Origin of the sequence: Zunongwangia sp. HRR-M8 (assembly GCF_027594405.1) — a bacterium.
Lineage (GTDB): Bacteria > Bacteroidota > Bacteroidia > Flavobacteriales > Flavobacteriaceae > Zunongwangia.
On sequence record NZ_CP115161.1, the window covers coordinates 2,172,871 to 2,193,195 of the forward strand.

Below are 20,325 nucleotides of genomic sequence, written 5' to 3' on the forward strand. Positions count from 1 at the left end.
TCTTAATTTCTAAATAATATTACTTTTGAAGTCAAAATCCAATCTTGTGAAGAAACTCGGAATCCTTTTAATTTTTCTTTTGAGCTTTTCCTGTAAAGACACAGAAAAGTCTGAAAAAAAAACCACAAACCTGCAAGGTCAGGAAATTGAAATTAAATATGCAAACGGATTTTCGATCACTCAATTTGAAGATTACAGCATTATCGAAGTCAACTCTCCATGGCCGGAAGCTGATAAAACTTTCAAATATTTATTAGCTGAAAGGAATGCGCAATTTCCAGATCATTTAGAGTACGACCAAAAAGTGAATATTCCTGTAAAGAAAATTGTAGTGACCTCTACTACTCATATTCCGGCTTTAGAAGAACTTAACGAAATTGAATCTTTAAAAGGATTCCCTGGGTTAGATTATATCTCGTCTAAAGAAACCAGAAAATTAATAAATTCAGGAGCAATAAAAGAAGTGGGGAAAAACGAAAGTTTAAATACCGAGGTTTTGATCGACCTTCAACCAGATGTTGTAATAGGCTTTGCTATTAACGCTGATAATAAAAGTTTTAGCACGATCGAAAAAACAGGAATTCCTGTAATTTATAATGGCGAATGGACCGAATCTTCAGCACTTGGAAAAGCCGAGTGGATTAAGTTTTTTGGAGCGCTTTACGATAAATCTAAAGCAGCAGATTCAATTTTTCGAGGTATTGAGAATAATTACAATGAAGCTAAAAAGCTAGCTGAAAGTATCGAAAATAAACCAACGGTGCTTAGCGGCTCTATGTATAACGATCAATGGTATGTACCTTACGGAAATAGCTGGCAGGCGCAAATGATCAAAGATGCAAATGCAAATTATCTTTGGGCAGATACCGAAGGATCTGGGAGTCTTTCGCTTTCGTTCGAATCGGTTTTAGATAAAGCACAAAATGCCGATTTTTGGATAAGTGCAGGGCAGTTTACTTCCTATTCCGGTATGTTAGAACAATCGCAACATTACTCCCAATTTAAAGCAGTTCAGGATAAAAGAGTTTATTCGGTAAGCATGAGCAAAGGCGAAACCGGCGGTGTGATTTTTTACGAACTTGGTCCACAACGTCCAGATCTAATCCTTAAAGATCTAATTTCGATATTTCATCCACAGCTTTTAGAAAGTTATGAACCTACATTTTTTAAAGCTTTAAATAAATAATGCAACATACAGGAAAATATGTATCGATATTGGTAATTTTAGTGCTTGTTTTATGTGCGCTAGCCTTACTGAATATCAGTTTAGGATCGGTACATATCCCTGCGAGAGACATTTTTTCCTCACTTTTTAATGCTGAAGTTTCTAAAGAAACCTACCGATATATCATTTTAGATTATCGGCTTCCAAAAGCATTTACTGCAATAATCGCCGGATCGGGCTTAGGTATAAGTGGTCTTTTAATGCAAACCATGTTCCGAAATCCGCTTGCGGGGCCCTATGTTTTAGGATTAAGTAGCGGGGCGAGTTTGGGCGTTGCTATCCTTATAATGGGATCCACTTTAATTGGTGGTAGTTTTATTGCACTAGCACTTTCCAAATGGAGTTTAGTGATCGCCTCTAGTATAGGCAGTTTAATTGTACTTTTTGCCGTTGTATTAGCTTCAGTTCGTTTACGAGACACGATGGCAATTTTGATTATAGGATTAATGTTTGCAAGTTTAACTGGCGCAGTAGTTAGCATTTTAAGCTATTTTAGCCCGGCTGCGCAATTACAACAATATATTTTCTGGTCTTTTGGGAGTCTTGGCGATCTTTCTTGGGCAGAAGTAGGTATCCTTTCTGTTTTCTGGTTTTTAGGAATTAGTCTAGCCATTTTCTGCATAAAAAACCTAAACAGCTTATTGCTTGGCGAAGAATATGCAAGGAGCCTGGGAGTTAATATTAGCCAAAATAGAATGCTAATTATTATCGCTACCAGCTTACTGGCGGGTAGCATAACCGCGTTTTGTGGACCAATAGCTTTTATAGGATTGGCAGTTCCGCACTTAATTAGGCAAATTTCACCCATAAATAATCATCTTATTTTATTACCGGCGGTGGTTTTAGGTGGAGCCATTTTAATGCTTATTTGTGATATTGTGGCGCAATTACCGGGTACAGAATTTACACTGCCAATTAACGCAATAACATCGCTTATTGGTGCACCAGTAGTAATATGGTTACTCATCAAAAAACAAAAATTTCAGTTTTAAATGCAATCCAATCCTGAAAATATAACCTTAAAAACCACGAATCTCGAAATTGGATATCAGGATAAGCACGGAATAAAATCGGTTGCCGAAAAAATTAATATTGAGGTTCACAAATCTGAATTAATTGCGGTGATTGGTGTAAACGGTATCGGAAAATCAACCTTTTTGCGTAGCATTTCAGGAATTCAGCAACCTATTTCAGGAACTATTGAAATTGAAAACAAAAACCTGAAGGATCTGAACAATGTACAGCGCGCAACGCAAATTGGTTTAGTGCTTACCAACCAACCAATTTCAAAGAATCTTAGTGTTTTTGAATTGATCGCACTGGGTCGCCAACCGTACACAAATTGGTTGGGAAAGCTCTCTAAAAACGATACTGAAAAAATCGCAAATGCCATTAAACTTACTGCTATAGAGGCGCTAAAAAATCGTAAATGTTACGAGCTTAGTGATGGCCAATTACAACGCGCTTTAATTGCACGAGCAATTGCCCAAGATACGCCAATTATTATTCTAGATGAACCCACTACGCATCTGGATATGTATTATAAAGCTAATGTTTTTAAGCTGCTTAGAAAGCTTGTAAAGCAGACCGGAAAGACAATCATTTTTGCGTCTCACGAAATTAATTTAGCGATTCAGATTTGCGATAAAATTATTTTAATGCATCCCGAAAAAACACAAATCGATACACCCGAAAATCTAATTTCGTCTGGTGCTTTTCAAGATCTATTTCCTCAAGATCTCATTCAATTTGATAAAATTTTAGGAGCTTTTCGTATCAAAAATGAAGACTAAAATTCGATAAAAACACATTTGGTTTTATCGAAAATTAAAAGTTATCCTTTTCTATTTAATTATTTATTGCTTCGAAAAATAAGAATCTTGTCATCCCGAAAATTAATTCAAAATTCATATTGTAATCTACTTTAATAAACCCCTAAAATCACGTTCAGGATGATATCTTTTTGAGTGGTAATTCTGGTATATTTTTAGACTAATTATCACTATAAATGTTTCTCTAAAATGAATGTCATTTTGATTAAAAAATCGCTTTAAATTTTACTGATTTCAAGTCTTAAAAAACTTATGATTATATTTGAAATAAACCTGCTTATTCCATGAACCAAATTTTGCCTTTTTTAGTTGTATTTATCGTTGCGTTAGCCTTAGGATTTGTTCTTGGTAAGCTAATTTCTGGACTAAAATCCAAAAATAAATTAGCTATTCAAGAAGAAAAAAACAATCAACTTACACTTGAAATAGATAAACTTAAACAACTGGAATTTAAAAACTTAAAAGAATACGAAAGAAACATTGAAAACACCAAACATGAATTGCTAATAAAATTAGCAGAGGTAAAACAAGAGCGAGAAGAGATTAGGAAAGAGAAAGATTTTTTCCATAACGAATTAACGCGAAAAAATGCAGATTACGAGCATCTTTTAGAACGCCAAACCGAGCAAAAAAAAGAGCTAGAAAACCTTCAGGAAAAATTCAGTATTCAGTTTGAAAATTTAGCCAATAAAATCCTCGAAACTAAGTCGGAAAAATTCACCAATTTAAACAAAGAAAATATTCAAAATATCCTCTCTCCACTTCAGGAAAAAATTCAACTTTTTGAAAAGAAAATTGAAGAAGGAAATAAAGAAAGTATCGATAGACATGCCATGCTTCGCGAGCAAATTATTGGCCTAAAAGATTTGAATTTACAAATGAGCAAAGAAGCTAATAATTTGACGAAAGCTTTAAAAGGCGATACAAAAATGCAAGGGAATTGGGGTGAAATGATTTTGGAACGTGTACTGGAAAAAAGCGGATTGCAAAAGGGTAGAGAATACAGTGTGCAGCAATCTTTTACTACAGATGATGGTAAACGCGTTTTACCCGATGTAATTATTAATCTTCCTGGTAATAAAAAAATGATCGTAGATTCTAAAGTTTCACTAAATGCTTACGAGCGATATGCAAACGAAACCGAGGAGAACGACAAACCAACGCATCTTAAAAATCATTTAATCGCGATAAGAAATCGTATAACTGAGCTAAGCCGAAAAAATTATCACCAATTATATGATGTTGAAAGTCCAGATTTTGTTTTACTTTTTATCCCTATCGAAGCTGCCTTTGCTGTGGCCTCTAACGAATATCCAAATTTATACAGCGAAGCCTTTGATAAAAATATCATTTTAGTGACCCCTACAACGCTTTTAGCGGTGCTAAGAACCATCGATAGCATGTGGCAAAACGAAAAACAAAAAGAAAATGCTATAGAAATAGCCACACAAGCGGGAAAATTATACGATCAATTTACCAATCTTACCGAAGAATTTCTGAAAATTGGTAAACAGTTAGGAACCGTGCAAAATAGTTATGATGGTGCCATGAAAAAACTTACCGGAAAAGGGAACTTGATTTCTAGAGTAGAAAAATTGAAAAAATTAGGTGCTAAAGCAAGCAAGCAGATTGATAGTAAACTGGTAAAAAATTCTAACAACTTAATAGAACAACATCCTGAAAAAAATCTTGGTATATTTGAAGAATCTGAGGATGAATCGTAAGATAATTATTTCTTGAAACCGATTTATTTTATTCATAAAATTTCACTGAATAATTCGTTTAGATTTTATGAAGCTTACAAAAAATTAAATATGAAAAAAGTTTTATTTTATATCCTTGGCGGTATTTTCCTGTTATTTTTGCTGTATTATGCATTTGCCTATTTTGCTACATATAGTGAAGGAACTCGAACGGGTGAACTTATAAAATTCAGCAAAAAAGGAGTTGTGTATAAAACCTGGGAAGGTGAAATAAGCCAGGGTATTAGTGGTGCCCAGATTTTTCAGTTTTCAGTTTTAAATAAAGATAAAGACGTTGTAAAAGCGCTTCAGGAAAACGAAGGAAATTACGTAAAGCTGTATTATATTGAGCGTTACGCCACATTTCTTTTTTGGGGTGACAGTAAATATTTTGTCACCGAAGTTGAAGAAGCTAAATCCCCACATTTTAGAGATCGATGACCAATTCAAAAGAATTTAAACGAGTAGAAGATTCACAGGTAACTATTTCAGAATTAATGTTACCCAACCGAGCTAATTTCAATGGAAAAATTCATGGTGGCTATGTTTTATCACTTTTAGACCAAATTGCATTTGCCTGTGCTTCTAAACATTCTGGCACATATTGCGTTACCGCTAGTGTAGACACGGTAGATTTTCTTGCACCTATAGAAGTTGGCGAGCTATTAACCATGCGCGCATCTGTAAACTATGTTGGGAGAAGCTCTATGGTTATAGGTATTCGTGTGGAAACCGAAAATATACAAACCGGAGAGAAAAAACATTGTAATTCTTCTTACTTTACAATGGTTGCTAAAGATAAAGAAGGTAAATCGGTTAGCGTCCCAGGACTTATTCTCGACAATGATCACGATATAAGACGATTCACTAAGAGTCTTAAAAGAAATAAAATGAAAAAAAAGCGAGTAAACGAGTTTAAAGAAACCGATTTTGCTTCAGAAAACTACCTGCACATGTTAGAGGATTATAAAGTAAAAATAGAGCGCTAGCTGTGAAATTCAACGGTTTTATTGTTTCGTTATTTGGTATTATTTTATTGGCTTATTTATTTCCGCAGGGAAATGATTTACTGCCTTTAAAAACAATTACTGATATTGGCATTGGATTCATATTCTTTTTCTACGGACTCAAACTCGCACCGAAGGAAATAAAACAAGGGCTTTTAAATTACAAAGTGCACATAATTGTACAACTCACAACCTTTGTAGTTTTTCCGCTCTTAGCGCTCTCCTATTTACCTTTTTTTGAAGAGGGAACAGATTCTGAACTATGGACTGCAATATTCTTTTTGGCTACACTGCCTTCTACTGTAAGTAGTTCTATTGTAATGGTTGCTCTTGCCAAAGGAAATTTACCTACGGCTATTTTTAATGCAAGCTTATCTGGACTTATAGGCATTTTTGCTACACCAATATGGCTAAGTTTTATTTTAGGTAAAAATGCCGATTTTCAATTTCTTGATGTACTCATTAAGTTGGGATGGCAAATTATGCTTCCTTTAATTTTAGGTTTGGTTTTACAACAGTATTTTGGCAATTGGGCTAGAAAACATAGTAAACAATTAGGTTTGTTTGATAAAGCAATAATACTTGTTATCGTTTACAGTAGTTTTAGCCATTCCTTTACCTCAAATTTATTTAGCAGCATTGATGCCGTTGGATTTATAAAATTAATATTAGGTGTTTTAGTACTTTTCTTTGTAGTGTATTACGGAACGGCTTTAGTGAGTAAGCTTTTAAAATTACCTACAGAAGATAAAATTACGGCTCAGTTCTGCGGAACAAAAAAATCTCTTGTTCACGGTTCGGTAATGGTAAAGGTGATTTTTGGGAATGCAGCAAATACAGGTCTACTCCTACTCCCTATAATGCTTTTCCATTCTTCTCAGCTAGTAATCATTGCATATTTTGCTGAAAAGTACCGTAAACGCAACTTACATACCGCTGAAGTCTAATAACAAATAAAAAATTGTTAAGCGATTTGAGTTTTTAAAAAGACAAACTACCTTTATAAAAAATAAAAAAAATGAAAATTCGACCGATTATTTTAGGCTTATGCGGAATCTTATTTTTTTCATGTAAAAATAATGAAACAAAAAGTGCTAAACCTACTGAAACTATTGTCGAAGAGTCCATACAAGCAGAAGAAGAAATTCCTGTAATGATGTGTTATATGTACGCCTCTGAAACAGATACCATTAGTTTAAATATAGAGAAACTCGACAAGTCGGTAACCGGAAGTTTAGTATATATGCTTCAGGAAAAAGACGTAAATCGTGGGCGCATCGATGGCGAGATGAAAGGAGATACGTTATTCGCAGAATATTCTTTTATGAGCGAAGGAAAAAATTCAGTGAGACCTATCTTTTTTTTGCAAAAAGACAATCAATTAATTGAAGGTACTGCCACTAAAGACAGCATTCACTATACTTTCAATGAAAGCTTCCCGCTTACCAGAACCAATTGTGGTGTAAATTAATAACCTATACGCTTTATCGATAGATTAGCCAGTAATTTAGAAGTTCTACTTTAAAAAGCTCCCAAATCTTTTAAAATGTCCTTCGTTACTTCTTTTCGACCACTTAAAAAGTTGGGATTTTCATTTTCGATATTCTTAGTAAGACGAGTGGCAAAAAAATAAATATTATCGGTCGTTGTTAAATATCCTACCCACCAGCCAATATCTTTTCCGTTTTGTCTTGTCCATCCCGTTTTATCCCGAAATATATAATGATCAGTTTTTTCCGAAATCATAATTTGTTTCACCTTCTCTATGGTTGATTGAGAAAAAGGAAGCTTGTTTTCGTAGAGTTTAATAAGAAATTCAACTTGGTTTTTTGGTGAAATAGCAAAACTTCCATAATTCCAAAAATCGCTACCTTTTTCACTTAAATCGTTATTTCCGTAGCCAATTTTTTTCAGTGTATTTTGGTACACCTTTCTATTAAGCTGCTTGGAAGCTTTTTCGTAGAACCAAATTGTTGAATTTTTGTACGCTTTTTTTAAATCTGTATTTTGCTCCCACACTTTAAATTCGAAACCAAAATGAAATTTAGGTTCGCCGTCCCACTTATAGATCTCGTTTTCATCCTCTAAAACATCATTACTAAGAATAATAAGCGAATTCGGAATTTTAAAAGTAGATGCTGGTAAGCTTGTGACCTGCGCATCTTTTTTATTGGTGTAGATCCATTCCTTTTTATTGTAATCATAGATCGTTGTACTTCCCTGAAGATCTAAACGATTGTAGATATCTTGAAATTTATTTTGCGCAAATAAAGTAGAAGTGCATATCAATAAAAATACGCTTAAAATTCTCATGAGAAAAGATTGTCAATTTTTGGGGTGCGAAAATAGGTATAATTCCTGCTAACTTAAGTGCGCATTTCTACAATACTTCTTTTAAATATTATCTATTTGATAGATAGTAAAATAGCATGTTTCAAAAAATTCTTAGCAAAAAACGTTAATTAAATAAAGATTTTAATGCAAAAATTATTTACTGAGTGGGATTTAAATAAGCAGCAATTTCAGCAATATTAATGGTAAAAAGAATCCAACCAATAATTAGAATAATTCCTCCTAGAGGGGTAACAGGTCCCAGAAATTTCATTTTCTTTCCGTTGGCATCACTTAATACCAATCCATAGATACTGAAGGAAAAAAGCAGCACTCCGATCACAAAACACCAACCGGTAATTTGCTGCGAAACTTCTCTAAACGGAAAGGCAATTGCTGTAATTATGAGTATTAGCGCATGATACATCTGGTATCGCACACCGGTTTCAAAACTTTTTTGTTGATCTTCAGACAATTTCTTTTTTAAAGCATGGGCACCAAAAGCTCCTAAGACTACCGCTAAGCCACCGTAAATTCCACCTGTAACTAAAAATAGTTCTTTCATTCTTTAAATATTCTACTCTAAATTAGCTAATTTCAGTATCAAAAATTAAAATCCTCTGTTGTATTTTGTTTTTCAGCTAAAATACTACAGAGGATTTATCTTTTAAAAGCAACCTAATTTATTTGCTTAAATACATTTTTCTTCTTGTATAAAGATTATAGAAATCATCATCTTTTAGATCTTTTATAAAAAGGATGCTTTCTCCTGTACTCTTCATTTCTGGTCCCAATTGCTTGTTAACTTTATGGAATTTTTCGAAAGAGAATACCGGTTGTTTGATCGCATATCCATCTAATTGCGGATTAAAGTTGAAATCTTTAATCTTCTTCTCACCGAGCATTACTTTGGTTGCGTAATTCACATAAGGTTCTTTGTAAGCTTTCGCGATAAAAGGCACGGTTCTGGAAGCTCTAGGATTTGCTTCAATAATAAATACCTTGTCATCTTTAATTGCAAACTGAATATTAATTAGACCAACTGTATTAAGTGCTAAAGCGATTTTTCGCGTATGATCTTTAATTTGCTGAAGAACTAAATCCCCTAAAGTAAAAGGAGGAAGTAGCGCATTGGAGTCTCCTGAGTGAATACCACAAGGCTCAATATGCTCCATTATACCAATGATATAAACATCTTCACCATCACAGATGGCATCAGCTTCAGCTTCTATAGCTCCATCTAAATAATGGTCTAGTAATAATTTATTATTCGGGATCTTTCGTAATAGATCTACTACAGTTTCTTCTAATTCCTGTTTATTGATCACAATTTTCATTCCCTGCCCACCAAGCACATAAGAAGGACGAACCAGAATTGGAAAATCTAATTGATCTGCTAATTTAAGGGCTTCTTCCGCATTTTCAGCTGTTCCAAATTCAGGATAAGGAATATCATTATTTTGAAGCAATGTAGAGAAACTACCACGATCCTCGGCAAGATCTAAAGCTTCAAAACTGGTTCCCATAATTTTGATTCCGTAGCGCTCTAATTTTTCAGCAAGTTTTAAAGCCGTTTGCCCACCAAGCTGAACGATAACACCTTCTGGCTTTTCATGCTGAATAATATCATAGATATGTTCCCAGAATACTGGTTCAAAATAAAGCTTATCTGCAACATCAAAATCTGTAGAAACCGTTTCTGGATTACAGTTAATCATAATGGTTTCGTAACCACATTCAGATGCTGCTAAAACGCCGTGTACACAACTATAATCAAATTCGATTCCCTGGCCAATCCTATTTGGACCAGAACCTAATACCACAATTTTTTTGCGGTCGGTTACTGCACTCTCGTTAGAAGTATATTTTTCTCCGTTAGGCTTTTCGATTTCAGCTTCAAAAGTCGAATAGTAATACGGAGTTTCCGCTTTAAACTCTGCAGCGCAGGTATCAACCAGTTTATATACACGGTTAATATTTAGCTCACTACGTTTTTTATGCACTTCACTCTCTAGACATTTCACCATAAAAGCGATTTGTCGATCTGCAAAACCTTTTTGTTTTGCCTCTAGCATCAAGTCTTTAGGAAGCGAATTTATATCGTACTTAGTGATCTCGTTCTCTAACATGTAAAGCTCCTCGTATTGCTTAAGGAACCACATATCGATTTTAGTAATTTCGTGAATACGGCTTAAAGGTATACCAGCCTGTATGGCATCATAAATTACAAATACACGATCCCAGCTGGCATAAGTTAGCTTCTCAATGATCTCGTCATATTTCGTATAACTTTTTCCGTCTGCACCCAACCCATTTCTCTTAATTTCTAAAGATTGAGTTGCTTTATGTAGAGCTTCCTGAAAAGAGCGTCCAATACCCATTACCTCACCAACGGCTTTCATCTGAAGCCCCAAAGTTCTATCTGAACCTTCAAACTTGTCAAAATTCCAACGTGGAATTTTAACGATCACATAATCCAAAGATGGTTCAAATAAAGCTGAAGTAGATTGAGTAATTTGATTATCTAATTCGTCTAAGGTATATCCCAAAGCTAATTTGGTAGCAATTTTCGCAATTGGATATCCAGTTGCTTTTGAGGCTAATGCGGAAGATCGTGATACACGTGGGTTAATTTCAATCGCATAGATCTCTTCTTTTTCATCTGGACTCACTGCAAATTGTACATTACATCCACCGGCAAAATCACCAATACTACGCATCATTTTTATAGCAAGATCTCGCATTCTCTGGAATGCAGTATCACTAAGCGTCATGGCTGGAGCTACAGTAATAGAATCTCCGGTATGGATTCCCATAGGATCCATATTTTCTATGGTACAGATAATTACTACGTTATCATTTTTATCTCGCAGTAATTCTAATTCGTATTCTTTCCATCCAAGTAAGGCTTTATCTATAAGAACTTCGTGAATTGGAGATGCTTCTAAACCACGAGTAAGCATTTCGTCAAAATCCTCGGCTTTATGAACAAAACCTGCTCCACTTCCACCTAATGTAAAAGAGGCTCTAATTACTAAAGGAAAACCAAATTCTTGTGCTACTTCTTTTCCTTGCAAATAAGATGTAACTGTTTTAGCAGGAGCTACAGGAATGCCTATACGTCCCATTAATTGTTTAAACTGCTCTCTATCTTCAGTAATATTAATGGCATCGATATCTACACCAATAAGTTTTACATTATAATCTTCCCAGATGCCTTTATCATCTGCCTCGATACATAAATTTAATGCAGTTTGCCCTCCCATGGTTGGCAAAACGGCGTCGATATTTGGATGAGCTTCCAGAATCTCGATGATAGATTTTGTGGTAAGTGGCTTCAGGTATACATGATCTGCCATAGAAGGATCTGTCATGATTGTTGCGGGATTAGAGTTGATAAGAATCGTCTCTATACCGTCTTCACGCAAAGACCTAAGGGATTGCGTTCCTGAATAATCGAATTCACAGGCCTGTCCGATCACAATCGGTCCAGAACCAATAATCAAAATACTTTTAAGATTGTTGTTTTTGGGCATTTTAAATTGTGTTGTGGTGCTATAAATGTAAGAAGCTATTAGATATAAAAAAAGGCGTTACTTAAAAAGTAACACCTTTAATATTTTAACTTACTAATTTTCATTAGTGCTTATGTCTGTTTTCAGAAGATACAGATAATTTCTTTCTTCCCTTTGCTCTTCTTCTAGCAAGGACTTTTCTACCGTTCACACTAGCCATACGCTCTCTAAATCCGTGCTTGTTTTTTCTTTTTCTCTTAGATGGTTGAAACGTTCTTTTCATTTTACTGTATCTTTAAACTTCTGTGAAATCTTTTTTATTGCTCTTTTTAAAACTGCGTGCAAATATACAAAGCTTTTTAACTCTTCCAAATAGAAAATTAAATTATTTTTAAATCTTTTTATTACCTTTGGCCGCTCAAAAATCTATGCATTATGTTCAATAAAAATATAAAGTTAGTTTTAGCAGGATTAGTTTTAGCTGCGGCCGTTTGGCAATTTATCGAAGGGTATATTGGTAATGGTATTATGCTTGTTCTTTTAGCAGGAATCTTTATATTTTTATATTTTAAAAATGAAATTATTCTTCTTGCATTTTTAAGATTAAGAAAACAAGATTTTCCCGGTGCGAAAAAATGGTTGGATAAAATTAAAAATCCAGAAGCTGCTTTAACCAAAAAACAACAGGGCTATTACTGGTATTTACATGGACTTATGGTTTCACAAACCAATATTACACAAGCTGAAAAATTCTTTAAAAGAGCTATAAAATTAGGGTTGGCCATGGATCATGACTTAGCAATGGCTAAATTGAATCTTGCGGGTATTGCAATGACCAAAAGAAGAAAACGCGAGGCTACAAATTTACTTACCGAAGCTAAAAAACTAGATAAACACGGTATGCTAAATGACCAGATTAGAATGATGAAGCAGCAAATGAAGAAGATTTAAGCTCATTTCCAAGCATTTAAGCCTCAACAAACTCTTTATCTAAAATATTCACTTTTAAGCGATTATATTTAATTAGCTTGTTTATTTTCACTAAATTTGGTATGCACTAACCATGTAGACCACGACCAATGCAGAGATCATTATTTTTAATATTGACCTTACTGCTTTTTACCTTCTTTACTGGAATTTCTCAAGAACAGGAAAAAGAAGAGAATCGATTATTATTTTCGGAAGCTCTAGCCCTACACCTTCCTCAATATAACGATAAAGCAAATAAGGCATACCAGCAAAGAAATTTTAAAGAAGGAAAACGCTTATTCGATTCCTTAACTAACAACTGCCTGTCTGGATCGTACATTGATGATTTTAGACTTTTCAATCTTAGAGACAAAGAAGTAAGATTACACGATATAAAGAAGCCAATTTATTTAATAACCTATGCTTCTTGGTGTATTCCCGGTAAAGGAGCTATTCCAGCTATAAACGATATTGCCAATAAGTATAAAAATAATGTTCAATTGGTTGTTCTTTTTTGGGACACCAAAGCGAAAGTTAAAAGAGTAAGTAGAGAATTCAATAAAAATGTAAAGGTTTTGTATGTAGATGAAACTCAAAATCATTCTTCCTATGTAGTAAAACAATTGAAACATTCTTTAGGTCTACCTACCTGTTTTTTAATAGATTCTGATCATAAAATCATGGATATTTCGCGCTACACAGCTGTAGCATACGATACAAGCATTGAAAATGCTCTTAAAAAGAATTATAATCAGATTAATGAAGGTATTGTTTCCTTCTTGATGAAGGATGTTGAAGCGAGGCCACAAGCCGATCTAGCTGCTTCCCATGAGGAGGAAGAAGAATAAGATTTCATTTAAAAATACCTACTGTATTAATCTTGAGCTATAAACTTCATTTCTCGCGTAGATGTCGCAATTGCCATTAAAGCACTGTAAATATAATTTGCGACTTTTACCTCACCCACAAGATTTAAATTTTCAATAACATCTGTAGGCTTATGATAATTATCATGACCACCAGTATGAATACCAAGAACAGATATTCCCTTTTTGTAAAATGAAACATGATCTGATCCTGCGATAGATCCTGCATGAACAACTGGTTTAACATGGTTGGGCATACCTAAACTATCCATTAATTGCATGCCACCAGGAAAAGTACCGGCGCCACCCATATACACATGATTTTCTGCATTTAAATGCCCTACCATATCCATATTAATCATCAATTTAATATCATTTAAAGATACCGTAGGATGATTCACAAAATAAGAACTTCCCAACAAGCCTTGTTCTTCCGCGCCAAAAGCAATAAATAAAATGCTTCTTTTTAATAATCTGTGATTGGTCTTTACCTTTTCTGCTATTTCTAACAAAGCGGCAGTACCACTAGCATTATCATCTGCTCCATTGAAAATGGATCCTTCACTTTCTCCTAAATGGTCATAATGCGCACCTAAAACAATAATCTCATTTTTTAATTTAGGATCATTACCTTCAATAAACCCGATAACATTCCAGGTTTTTACTTCGGAACTATCAACTTTCAATTTTGCTTTAAATTCCTGAAATTCAGAAGTAATTCCGTTTGCAATAAAATCACTTTTTATATAGTCTACTACAATCTTGTTTTGTGCAGTTCCAGGAAATCGTCCTTTTAGCGAATCATGTGCTAAAAATTGAATATGATCTTTCAATTCTTGCTTGGTTATTTCTTCCTGAGAAAAAACATCGCTAAATGGATTTATAATGAATAAAAAGATTAAAGCTATTGAAAAATTTAATTTTGGGATCATGATAAAATGTAGGGATAAATCAATAAATTATTTATAATAACCGTCTTCTGGAATATCGATATAATATGATTTTCCAGAGGAATTATTTAAATGAGCTTCGCGCAGCCAGGGATTATGAATTTTTAAGATCTTGTAGGTAATTCCAAATTTTGCAGCAAAATCCGGGAAATCGTTTACAACGCTATCTACTTTTACCTTTTTTGTTGGAATATGCTGATAAAGATCTGATTCTTCAAATTTGAAACCATATTCGTAAGGATTAGACATAATTTCTTTTAAAGCCAAAATTCTAAAAACATAACGACCAGTTTCCTCTCCTAACAAAAGATCATAATAATCTTTTACTTTTTGACGTTCCTGCTGCCTGGCAATTCCTGCCCTACCGGCATTATATGCTGATGCAGCTAAAGTCCAGCTTCCAAAATCTTTTTTAGAATCTTTTAAATACTGGCAAGCAGCTCTGGTTGCTTTTTCAATGTGATAACGTTCGTCTACATTACTATTTATTTCAAGACCAAGATCGCGCCCTGTTCCTTTTAGTATTTGCCAGAAACCAACCGCATTTGCAGGACTTACAGCCTGAGTTAGGCCACTTTCTATAACCGCTAAATATTTAAAATCATCTGGAACCCCCTCTTCTTTTAAAATAGGTTCTATTATTGGAAAAAATTTATGCGCACGTTTCATTAGCAATAAAGCATTAGATTGCCAATAGGTATTTACTAATAATTCACGATCTAAACGTTCGTAAACATCTGGATCTGTTAAAGGTACAGACTCTCCCGCAAAATTTATATTTTCAGGAACACTCAAAGCTTTAATTGTATAAACTTTAGCCACGTTTTTATCGAATGTTTCCTGATAAACTTCTTTATGTTCTTCCTGTATATCGGGAGTTTGAACCGCCTCTGTAATGGCAAAAAAAACTGTTGCTGCGCCTACTACAATTAGCCCTGTTTTTAAGATTTTCATATTATATTTTAATAATTTTCGGATTATTTTTTATTGCTTCTTTTCCTTTCAAAATTAACTCTGGGAGGTATTTATTAAACCATCTAAATCGATTAATAATCATTACATGGGTTCCACCTTCTACAAGAATAGCATCTTTAATATATTTAATAGGAAAAACCACATCTTTATTACCATGAATATGAATTATTTCTGGATTTACCGTACTACAATCCCAGTTCACCATATTTTCTATGGCCCACGAAAGATAATATTTATCCCGAACCGACAAATATTGTTTATATAATTTTGCACGTTTTTTAAGATAATCGTTTACCGCTATTTTTTCTAATTGATCAACATAATCCATCAAACCTATGGGCAGTAATTTATAAACACCTGTTTTACTGGCAAATTTCATATTCTTAGGCAACTCATCTCTACATTTTATACTAGAAATTATAATTAATCGTCTAACCTTAATGTATTTTGCGATTTCCTGAACAATCACTCCGCCAAATGAAACCCCAATTAATACAATATTTTTGTGGTGAATATTTTCTATTATTCGTAGCGAATATTCTTTAATACTTTCTTTTTTAATCGGAATTAGCCATTGCAACCAATGAACTTCAAACCGGTCTTCTGGAAATTTTATAAATTCAAAAATACTAGGATTGGCGGCCATTCCCGGCATAAAGTATACGTGAATCAAATCTTTAGCAGTATCACTCATGTTAGTAAGGCGGCTTTTCAGGCTTAGAAATTGTAATTTTACTCTAAATTCGAGATTTAATGTTACGATCGCGATAGCTATCAGGATAACTCGAAATAATTATTTTTTGGTAAATGTCTCTCGGGATTGCCCAGAAAAAATTTACCTTCAAAAATAAGACTTAATTATTGGCTTACATAAAAGAAAAAGGAAAATGAAAAAAACAATTTACCCAGCAGATCTAAGAGGAAAAGCCGATTTTGGATGGCTTAATGCCCGCTATTCTTTCAGCTTTGCAAACTATTTTAATCCGAATAATGTGCATTTTGGACTCTTAAGGGTTTTAAACGATGATTTAGTAAAAGGTGGAATGGGTTTTGGTACGCACCCACACCAAAATATGGAAATAATTAGTATACCTTTACAGGGTGCCATTGCTCATAAAGATTCTATGGGAAATGCATCAACAATTAATACCGGCGAAGTTCAGGTGATGAGTGCCGGGACCGGCGTAGAGCACAGTGAATTTAACCCAAATCAGTCTGAAACGCTTAACCTTTTACAAATCTGGATTTTTCCTGAAAAAGAAAATGTAGAACCAAGATACGACCAAAAAAACTTTTCAGACTTATTGATTTCCAATAAACTGGTTACCGTTGTTGGTCCTAAAGGAAATGAGTTCGAAAATGCGCTATGGGTTCATCAACAAGCTTATCTATCGCTTGGTAATTTTGAAGAAGGCACAACTTTTGCTTATACTATAAAAGGAAAAAATAGTGGCGTTTATGCCTTTTTGATTGAAGGCGAAGCCAGCATCGACGGCGAAAAGCTAAACAAAAGAGATGCAATGGGAATTTCTGATGCAACATCTTTTGATGTTTCCTTCAGTAAGGACAGTAAAATATTACTTATTGAAGTACCAATGGAGTAAGCATAACATTTTCTGAATTCGGTAGAGTTTATATTTGCCGAATTCAGGATTAAATATTTATAAGATGAATGATGAGGAATTTAAAATTACCAAAAATGAATTTTTACGACAATTCGAAACAACACTAAACGGAGAATTAGCAGTTATCGAATATTCAGATCAGGATCGAAAGGTTTTTCTAACAAAACTTACAATGCCTAAAGATTTTGAGGATGAAGAAAACACCAACAAATTTATAGAGGCTGTATTAGCTGAAATTAAAGAAAACAGCAATTCTCGTGTAATGCCAACACATCCAGACATTGCTAAATTTATGCGGCGCAATCGTAGAAGATATAAAGATCTATTACCGGTTGGAATTAATATTTAAGCGCTTACTGCTGCTTTAGCATATTCAAAACGCACCAAACCATCTTCGTCAATCTCTGTAAGCTGAATTTGATGAAGTGTATTTACAAGCTCCGGATTCCACGGAGCTTTTACTTTTACGTAATTCTCTGTAAATCCGTGAATATATCCTTCTTTATTTTCACCTTCAAAAAGAACGGTGTGCGTTGTCCCTAACTGACTTTCGTAAAATGCTCTACGTTTTTTAGCTGAAAGGCCACGTAACATTTTACTTCTTTTCTTACGAACCTTGGTAGACACCACTCCACTCATTTCCGCTGCTGGAGTATTATCACGTTCAGAATACGTAAAAACGTGCAAATAAGAAATATCAAGTTCAGTCAAAAATTTATAAGTTTCCAGGAAATGCTCATCCGTCTCTCCAGGAAAACCAACAATCACATCTACCCCGATACAGGCATCTGGCATCACTTTTTTAATCTGCGCAACACGATCTACATACAATTCTCGCAAATAACGACGACGCATCAATTTTAAAATATCATTGCTCCCACTCTGTAACGGAATATGAAAATGCGGTACAAACGTATTACTTTCAGAAACAAAATCGATAGTCTCATTTTTAAGTAAATTTGGCTCTATAGAAGAAATTCGAAGTCTTTCGATACCATCAACTTCATCTAAGGCTTTTACAAGATCAAGAAAAGTATGCTCATGTTTTTTATTTCCAAACTCACCTTTTCCGTAGTCACCAATATTTACGCCTGTAAGTACAATTTCTTTGATGTTCTGTTCAGAAATTTCAGCAGCATTTTTTAAAACATTTTCCAATTTATCGCTTCGTGAAATCCCTCTTGCTAATGGAATAGTGCAATAAGTACATTTATAATCACAACCATCCTGTACTTTTAGAAAAGCGCGAGTACGATCGCCAATAGAATAGGATCCTACATAAAAATCGGCTTCCTGAATTTCGCAGCTATGTACTTCTCCAAAATCGTTTTTAGAAAGATCGTTTAGATAATCTGTAATTTTGAATTTTTCTGTAGCTCCCAAAACCAAATCGACGCCATCTACTGCGGCCAATTCTTCTGGCTTTAATTGCGCGTAACAACCAACACCCACAATAAAAGCATCTTGGTTGTTTTTTTGAGCTTGTTTTACAATGGTTTTAAAGCGCTTATCTGCATTTTCTGTAACCGAACATGTGTTGATCACATAGATATCTGCATGCTCGTTAAATTCAACTTTCTGAAATCCTTCATCCTGGAAAGACCTTGCAATCGTTGAAGTTTCAGAGAAATTTAATTTACATCCTAGCGTATAAAAAGCAACTTTTTTATCCATCATTTTCCTGCTCTTTTCAGCAAAAACACGTTTTACCTTATTTGGGGTGCAAATATACTATCTAAAATTGGTTTACTAAAATTAGCCGTTTAGTTTTAGTCTTTGTAAATCAAACGCTTAAAAATTATCCACATATTTTAACCAATATCGATTATTAGGAAAGAATAATTACTGAAGAATTCTTAAAAAAAAGGACTTCAAAACATCTAATTTCAGCATAGATATATCTAAGACTGAAATACAAAAACTACTGCCATTTTTGAACAATCTTAGTGATATGAAAATTCAGAATAATTTATATTTGCTGAAAATAAAAGCTATGAGCAAAGCTCTGGAATTACGTACGGTTAATGTGATGCGGTATATCACGCCTTTACGAGAAGGCGGTTCTCTACCAGCATTGGCCGATGCCGATGACGATTTTAAATATGTGATTAAATTTAGAGGCGCCGGGCATGGTAGTAAAGCTTTGATTGCCGACTTGATTGGGGGTGAAATTGCACGTTTTTTGGGCTTTAATGTTCCTGAAATCGTTTTTGCTGAATTAGACGAGGCTTTTGGTAGAACTGAAGGTGACGAAGAAATTCAGGATTTACTAAAAGGGAGTCAGGGTTTAAATCTCGGACTTCATTTTTTATCTGGAGCAATAAACTATGATCCTGTAGTTACTGAAATTGACGCGGAAACGGCTTCTAAAATCGTTTGGTTGGATGCCTATTTAACCAATATCGATCGTACATTTAGAAACACAAATATGCTAAGCTGGCATAAAGAATTATGGCTTATCGATCATGGTGCTTCTTTGTATTTTCATCACTCTTGGACCAACTGGGAAAAAACTGCAAAAACTCCGTTTATTTTTATAAAAGATCATGTTTTACTGCCACAAGCCAGTAAACTTGCAAAAGCCAATAGCGAGTTTAAGCAGAAAATAACTCCCGAAGTTTTACAAAACATCGTGAACTTAATTCCTGAAAATTGGTTACTTTGGGAGGGTGCCGATGAATCTCCTGAAGAGATTAGAAAAGTTTACTTTAACTTCTTAAAAATACGATTAACTCATTCTGAAATTTTCACAAAACAAGCGCAAGATGCAAGAGAATCACTTATATGAGTATGCCGTAATTAGGATCGTTCCTAAAGTAGAACGTGAAGAATTTATAAATGTGGGCGTAGGAATTTTTTCTAAAAGCACACGATTTATCAATATGCGCTATCATCTTAACAAGGAAAAATTAAAAGCAATTTGCCCTGATTGTGATCTAGAGGAAATCGAGAAGAATTTAGAAAGTTTTAAACGCATTTGTAAAGCTGAAAAGAATGCAGGCCCGATTGGGCAAATGGATGCCGCTTCCAGGTTTAGATGGTTAACGGCAACAAGAAGTTCGGTCATTCAAACTTCACAAACACACCCCGGATTCAGTAAAGATTTAGAAAAAACCTTAGATTGTTTATTTAAAGAGTTGGTTTTGTAAGACTAGAGACTAGAATAGCGAAAATTATAAATACCAGACGAAGTGTTTTTTTAGTAACTAATTCAATATTCTTTATATTTTTCTATTGCAAAAATTAATAATAATTGAGTCTATACTCTAGCTTCTATTTTCATTTTCT

General features: G+C 34.2%; 22 protein-coding genes. 14 read left to right on the plus strand and 8 right to left on the minus strand.

The window, feature by feature from the left end; translation table 11 throughout:
• The first annotated feature begins 46 nt into the window (after positions 1–46).
• The 8 genes from PBT89_RS09405 (at position 47) to PBT89_RS09440 (ending at position 7,277) form a co-directional block, all read left to right on the plus strand.
• A complete protein-coding gene (locus tag PBT89_RS09405; protein WP_270061671.1) occupies positions 47–1,186 on the plus strand; it encodes an ABC transporter substrate-binding protein in 1,140 nt (379 codons plus the stop codon).
• On the plus strand, positions 1,186–2,217 hold the full coding sequence (locus tag PBT89_RS09410) for an iron ABC transporter permease (protein WP_270061672.1): 1,032 nt from the start codon (positions 1,186–1,188) through the stop codon (positions 2,215–2,217). The genes PBT89_RS09405 and PBT89_RS09410 overlap by 1 nt, the downstream gene beginning before the upstream one ends.
• Positions 2,218–3,018, plus strand: a complete 801-nt coding sequence (locus tag PBT89_RS09415; RefSeq protein WP_270061673.1) for an ABC transporter ATP-binding protein — start codon at positions 2,218–2,220, stop codon at positions 3,016–3,018.
• Positions 3,019–3,341: 323 nt separating this feature from the next.
• Positions 3,342–4,781, plus strand: a complete 1,440-nt coding sequence (gene rmuC, locus PBT89_RS09420) for a DNA recombination protein RmuC (protein ID WP_270061674.1) — start codon at positions 3,342–3,344, stop codon at positions 4,779–4,781.
• A gap of 90 nt (positions 4,782–4,871) precedes the next feature.
• On the plus strand, positions 4,872–5,240 hold the full coding sequence (locus PBT89_RS09425) for a 6-phosphogluconate dehydrogenase (RefSeq protein WP_270061223.1): 369 nt from the start codon (positions 4,872–4,874) through the stop codon (positions 5,238–5,240).
• Positions 5,237–5,788, plus strand: coding sequence for an acyl-CoA thioesterase (locus PBT89_RS09430; protein WP_270061675.1), 552 nt, complete (start codon positions 5,237–5,239; stop codon positions 5,786–5,788). Before PBT89_RS09425 ends, PBT89_RS09430 begins: the two co-directional genes overlap by 4 nt.
• 2 nt (positions 5,789–5,790) lie before the next feature.
• Complete coding sequence (locus PBT89_RS09435) at positions 5,791–6,753, plus strand: bile acid:sodium symporter family protein (protein ID WP_270061676.1); 963 nt, start codon at positions 5,791–5,793, stop codon at positions 6,751–6,753.
• 71 nt (positions 6,754–6,824) lie between these two features.
• On the plus strand, positions 6,825–7,277 hold the full coding sequence (locus PBT89_RS09440) for a hypothetical protein (protein WP_270061677.1): 453 nt from the start codon (positions 6,825–6,827) through the stop codon (positions 7,275–7,277).
• A gap of 50 nt (positions 7,278–7,327) precedes the next feature.
• Here the strand turns inward: PBT89_RS09440 and PBT89_RS09445 are convergent, their stop codons facing one another.
• The 4 genes from PBT89_RS09445 to rpmH all read right to left on the minus strand — a co-directional run bounded on the left by PBT89_RS09445 (position 7,328) and on the right by rpmH (position 11,935).
• On the minus strand, positions 7,328–8,119 hold the full coding sequence (locus PBT89_RS09445) for a penicillin-binding transpeptidase domain-containing protein (RefSeq protein ID WP_270061678.1): 792 nt from the start codon (positions 8,117–8,119) through the stop codon (positions 7,328–7,330).
• 178 nt (positions 8,120–8,297) lie between these two features.
• A complete protein-coding gene (locus PBT89_RS09450; protein ID WP_270061679.1) occupies positions 8,298–8,702 on the minus strand; it encodes a DUF423 domain-containing protein in 405 nt (134 codons plus the stop codon).
• Positions 8,703–8,820: 118 nt separating this feature from the next.
• On the minus strand, positions 8,821–11,673 hold the full coding sequence (carB, locus tag PBT89_RS09455; protein ID WP_270061680.1) for a carbamoyl-phosphate synthase large subunit: 2,853 nt from the start codon (positions 11,671–11,673) through the stop codon (positions 8,821–8,823).
• A gap of 103 nt (positions 11,674–11,776) precedes the next feature.
• Positions 11,777–11,935, minus strand: a complete 159-nt coding sequence (gene rpmH, locus PBT89_RS09460) for a 50S ribosomal protein L34 (protein ID WP_013071475.1) — start codon at positions 11,933–11,935, stop codon at positions 11,777–11,779.
• Between the two features lie 152 nt (positions 11,936–12,087).
• Here rpmH and PBT89_RS09465 point away from each other — a divergent pair, with 152 nt between their 5' ends.
• Both PBT89_RS09465 and PBT89_RS09470 read left to right on the plus strand, forming a co-directional pair.
• Positions 12,088–12,603, plus strand: a complete 516-nt coding sequence (locus PBT89_RS09465) for a DUF2892 domain-containing protein (protein WP_270061681.1) — start codon at positions 12,088–12,090, stop codon at positions 12,601–12,603.
• A 128-nt stretch (positions 12,604–12,731) separates the two neighbouring features.
• Positions 12,732–13,469, plus strand: coding sequence for a TlpA family protein disulfide reductase (locus tag PBT89_RS09470; RefSeq protein WP_270061682.1), 738 nt, complete (start codon positions 12,732–12,734; stop codon positions 13,467–13,469).
• A 26-nt stretch (positions 13,470–13,495) separates the two neighbouring features.
• On the opposite strand, the gene PBT89_RS09475 is transcribed toward PBT89_RS09470, so the two are convergent.
• The 3 genes from PBT89_RS09475 to PBT89_RS09485 are packed head-to-tail and all read right to left on the minus strand — an operon-like array spanning position 13,496 to position 16,106.
• A complete protein-coding gene (locus tag PBT89_RS09475; RefSeq protein ID WP_270061683.1) occupies positions 13,496–14,419 on the minus strand; it encodes a M28 family metallopeptidase in 924 nt (307 codons plus the stop codon).
• Between the two features lie 27 nt (positions 14,420–14,446).
• Complete coding sequence (locus PBT89_RS09480; protein WP_270061684.1) at positions 14,447–15,391, minus strand: lytic transglycosylase domain-containing protein; 945 nt, start codon at positions 15,389–15,391, stop codon at positions 14,447–14,449.
• A gap of 1 nt (position 15,392) precedes the next feature.
• Complete coding sequence (locus tag PBT89_RS09485; protein WP_270061685.1) at positions 15,393–16,106, minus strand: alpha/beta hydrolase; 714 nt, start codon at positions 16,104–16,106, stop codon at positions 15,393–15,395.
• 193 nt (positions 16,107–16,299) lie between these two features.
• Between PBT89_RS09485 and PBT89_RS09490 the strand changes: the two genes are divergently transcribed.
• Together PBT89_RS09490 and PBT89_RS09495 are read left to right on the plus strand one after the other, a co-directional pair.
• Positions 16,300–17,016 (plus strand): pirin family protein, encoded by a 717-nt coding sequence (locus PBT89_RS09490; RefSeq protein ID WP_270061686.1) that lies wholly within the window; start codon positions 16,300–16,302, stop codon positions 17,014–17,016.
• Between the two features lie 64 nt (positions 17,017–17,080).
• Complete coding sequence (locus PBT89_RS09495; protein WP_270061211.1) at positions 17,081–17,386, plus strand: N-acetyltransferase; 306 nt, start codon at positions 17,081–17,083, stop codon at positions 17,384–17,386.
• On the opposite strand, the gene mtaB is transcribed toward PBT89_RS09495, so the two are convergent.
• A complete protein-coding gene (mtaB, locus tag PBT89_RS09500) occupies positions 17,383–18,714 on the minus strand; it encodes a tRNA (N(6)-L-threonylcarbamoyladenosine(37)-C(2))-methylthiotransferase MtaB (RefSeq protein ID WP_270061687.1) in 1,332 nt (443 codons plus the stop codon). The genes PBT89_RS09495 and mtaB overlap by 4 nt on opposite strands.
• Before the next feature lie 316 nt (positions 18,715–19,030).
• Between mtaB and PBT89_RS09505 the strand changes: the two genes are divergently transcribed.
• Together PBT89_RS09505 and PBT89_RS09510 are read left to right on the plus strand one after the other, a co-directional pair.
• The gene (locus tag PBT89_RS09505; RefSeq protein ID WP_270061688.1) at positions 19,031–19,825 is read left to right on the plus strand and encodes a HipA family kinase; all 795 of its coding nucleotides are present in this window, start codon (positions 19,031–19,033) and stop codon (positions 19,823–19,825) included.
• Complete coding sequence (locus PBT89_RS09510; RefSeq protein WP_270061689.1) at positions 19,803–20,186, plus strand: DUF3037 domain-containing protein; 384 nt, start codon at positions 19,803–19,805, stop codon at positions 20,184–20,186. Before PBT89_RS09505 ends, PBT89_RS09510 begins: the two co-directional genes overlap by 23 nt.
• The last annotated feature ends 139 nt before the right edge of the window (positions 20,187–20,325 follow it).

Bases quoted from the DNA above. Each gene is read 5' to 3' on its own strand.
- PBT89_RS09410 (WP_270061672.1), top strand. From the start codon at position 1,186: ATGCAACATACAGGAAAATATGTATCGATATTGGTAATTTTAGTGCTT.
- PBT89_RS09415 (WP_270061673.1), top strand. From the start codon at position 2,218: ATGCAATCCAATCCTGAAAATATAACCTTAAAAACCACGAATCTCGAA.
- rmuC (WP_270061674.1), top strand. From the start codon at position 3,342: ATGAACCAAATTTTGCCTTTTTTAGTTGTATTTATCGTTGCGTTAGCC.
- PBT89_RS09425 (WP_270061223.1), top strand. From the start codon at position 4,872: ATGAAAAAAGTTTTATTTTATATCCTTGGCGGTATTTTCCTGTTATTT.
- PBT89_RS09430 (WP_270061675.1), top strand. From the start codon at position 5,237: ATGACCAATTCAAAAGAATTTAAACGAGTAGAAGATTCACAGGTAACT.
- PBT89_RS09440 (WP_270061677.1), top strand. From the start codon at position 6,825: ATGAAAATTCGACCGATTATTTTAGGCTTATGCGGAATCTTATTTTTT.
- PBT89_RS09445 (WP_270061678.1), bottom strand. From the start codon at position 8,119: ATGAGAATTTTAAGCGTATTTTTATTGATATGCACTTCTACTTTATTT.
- PBT89_RS09450 (WP_270061679.1), bottom strand. From the start codon at position 8,702: ATGAAAGAACTATTTTTAGTTACAGGTGGAATTTACGGTGGCTTAGCG.
- carB (WP_270061680.1), bottom strand. From the start codon at position 11,673: ATGCCCAAAAACAACAATCTTAAAAGTATTTTGATTATTGGTTCTGGA.
- rpmH (WP_013071475.1), bottom strand. From the start codon at position 11,935: ATGAAAAGAACGTTTCAACCATCTAAGAGAAAAAGAAAAAACAAGCAC.
- PBT89_RS09465 (WP_270061681.1), top strand. From the start codon at position 12,088: ATGTTCAATAAAAATATAAAGTTAGTTTTAGCAGGATTAGTTTTAGCT.
- PBT89_RS09470 (WP_270061682.1), top strand. From the start codon at position 12,732: ATGCAGAGATCATTATTTTTAATATTGACCTTACTGCTTTTTACCTTC.
- PBT89_RS09475 (WP_270061683.1), bottom strand. From the start codon at position 14,419: ATGATCCCAAAATTAAATTTTTCAATAGCTTTAATCTTTTTATTCATT.
- PBT89_RS09480 (WP_270061684.1), bottom strand. From the start codon at position 15,391: ATGAAAATCTTAAAAACAGGGCTAATTGTAGTAGGCGCAGCAACAGTT.
- PBT89_RS09485 (WP_270061685.1), bottom strand. From the start codon at position 16,106: ATGAGTGATACTGCTAAAGATTTGATTCACGTATACTTTATGCCGGGA.
- PBT89_RS09490 (WP_270061686.1), top strand. From the start codon at position 16,300: ATGAAAAAAACAATTTACCCAGCAGATCTAAGAGGAAAAGCCGATTTT.
- PBT89_RS09495 (WP_270061211.1), top strand. From the start codon at position 17,081: ATGAATGATGAGGAATTTAAAATTACCAAAAATGAATTTTTACGACAA.
- mtaB (WP_270061687.1), bottom strand. From the start codon at position 18,714: ATGATGGATAAAAAAGTTGCTTTTTATACGCTAGGATGTAAATTAAAT.
- PBT89_RS09505 (WP_270061688.1), top strand. From the start codon at position 19,031: ATGAGCAAAGCTCTGGAATTACGTACGGTTAATGTGATGCGGTATATC.
- PBT89_RS09510 (WP_270061689.1), top strand. From the start codon at position 19,803: ATGCAAGAGAATCACTTATATGAGTATGCCGTAATTAGGATCGTTCCT.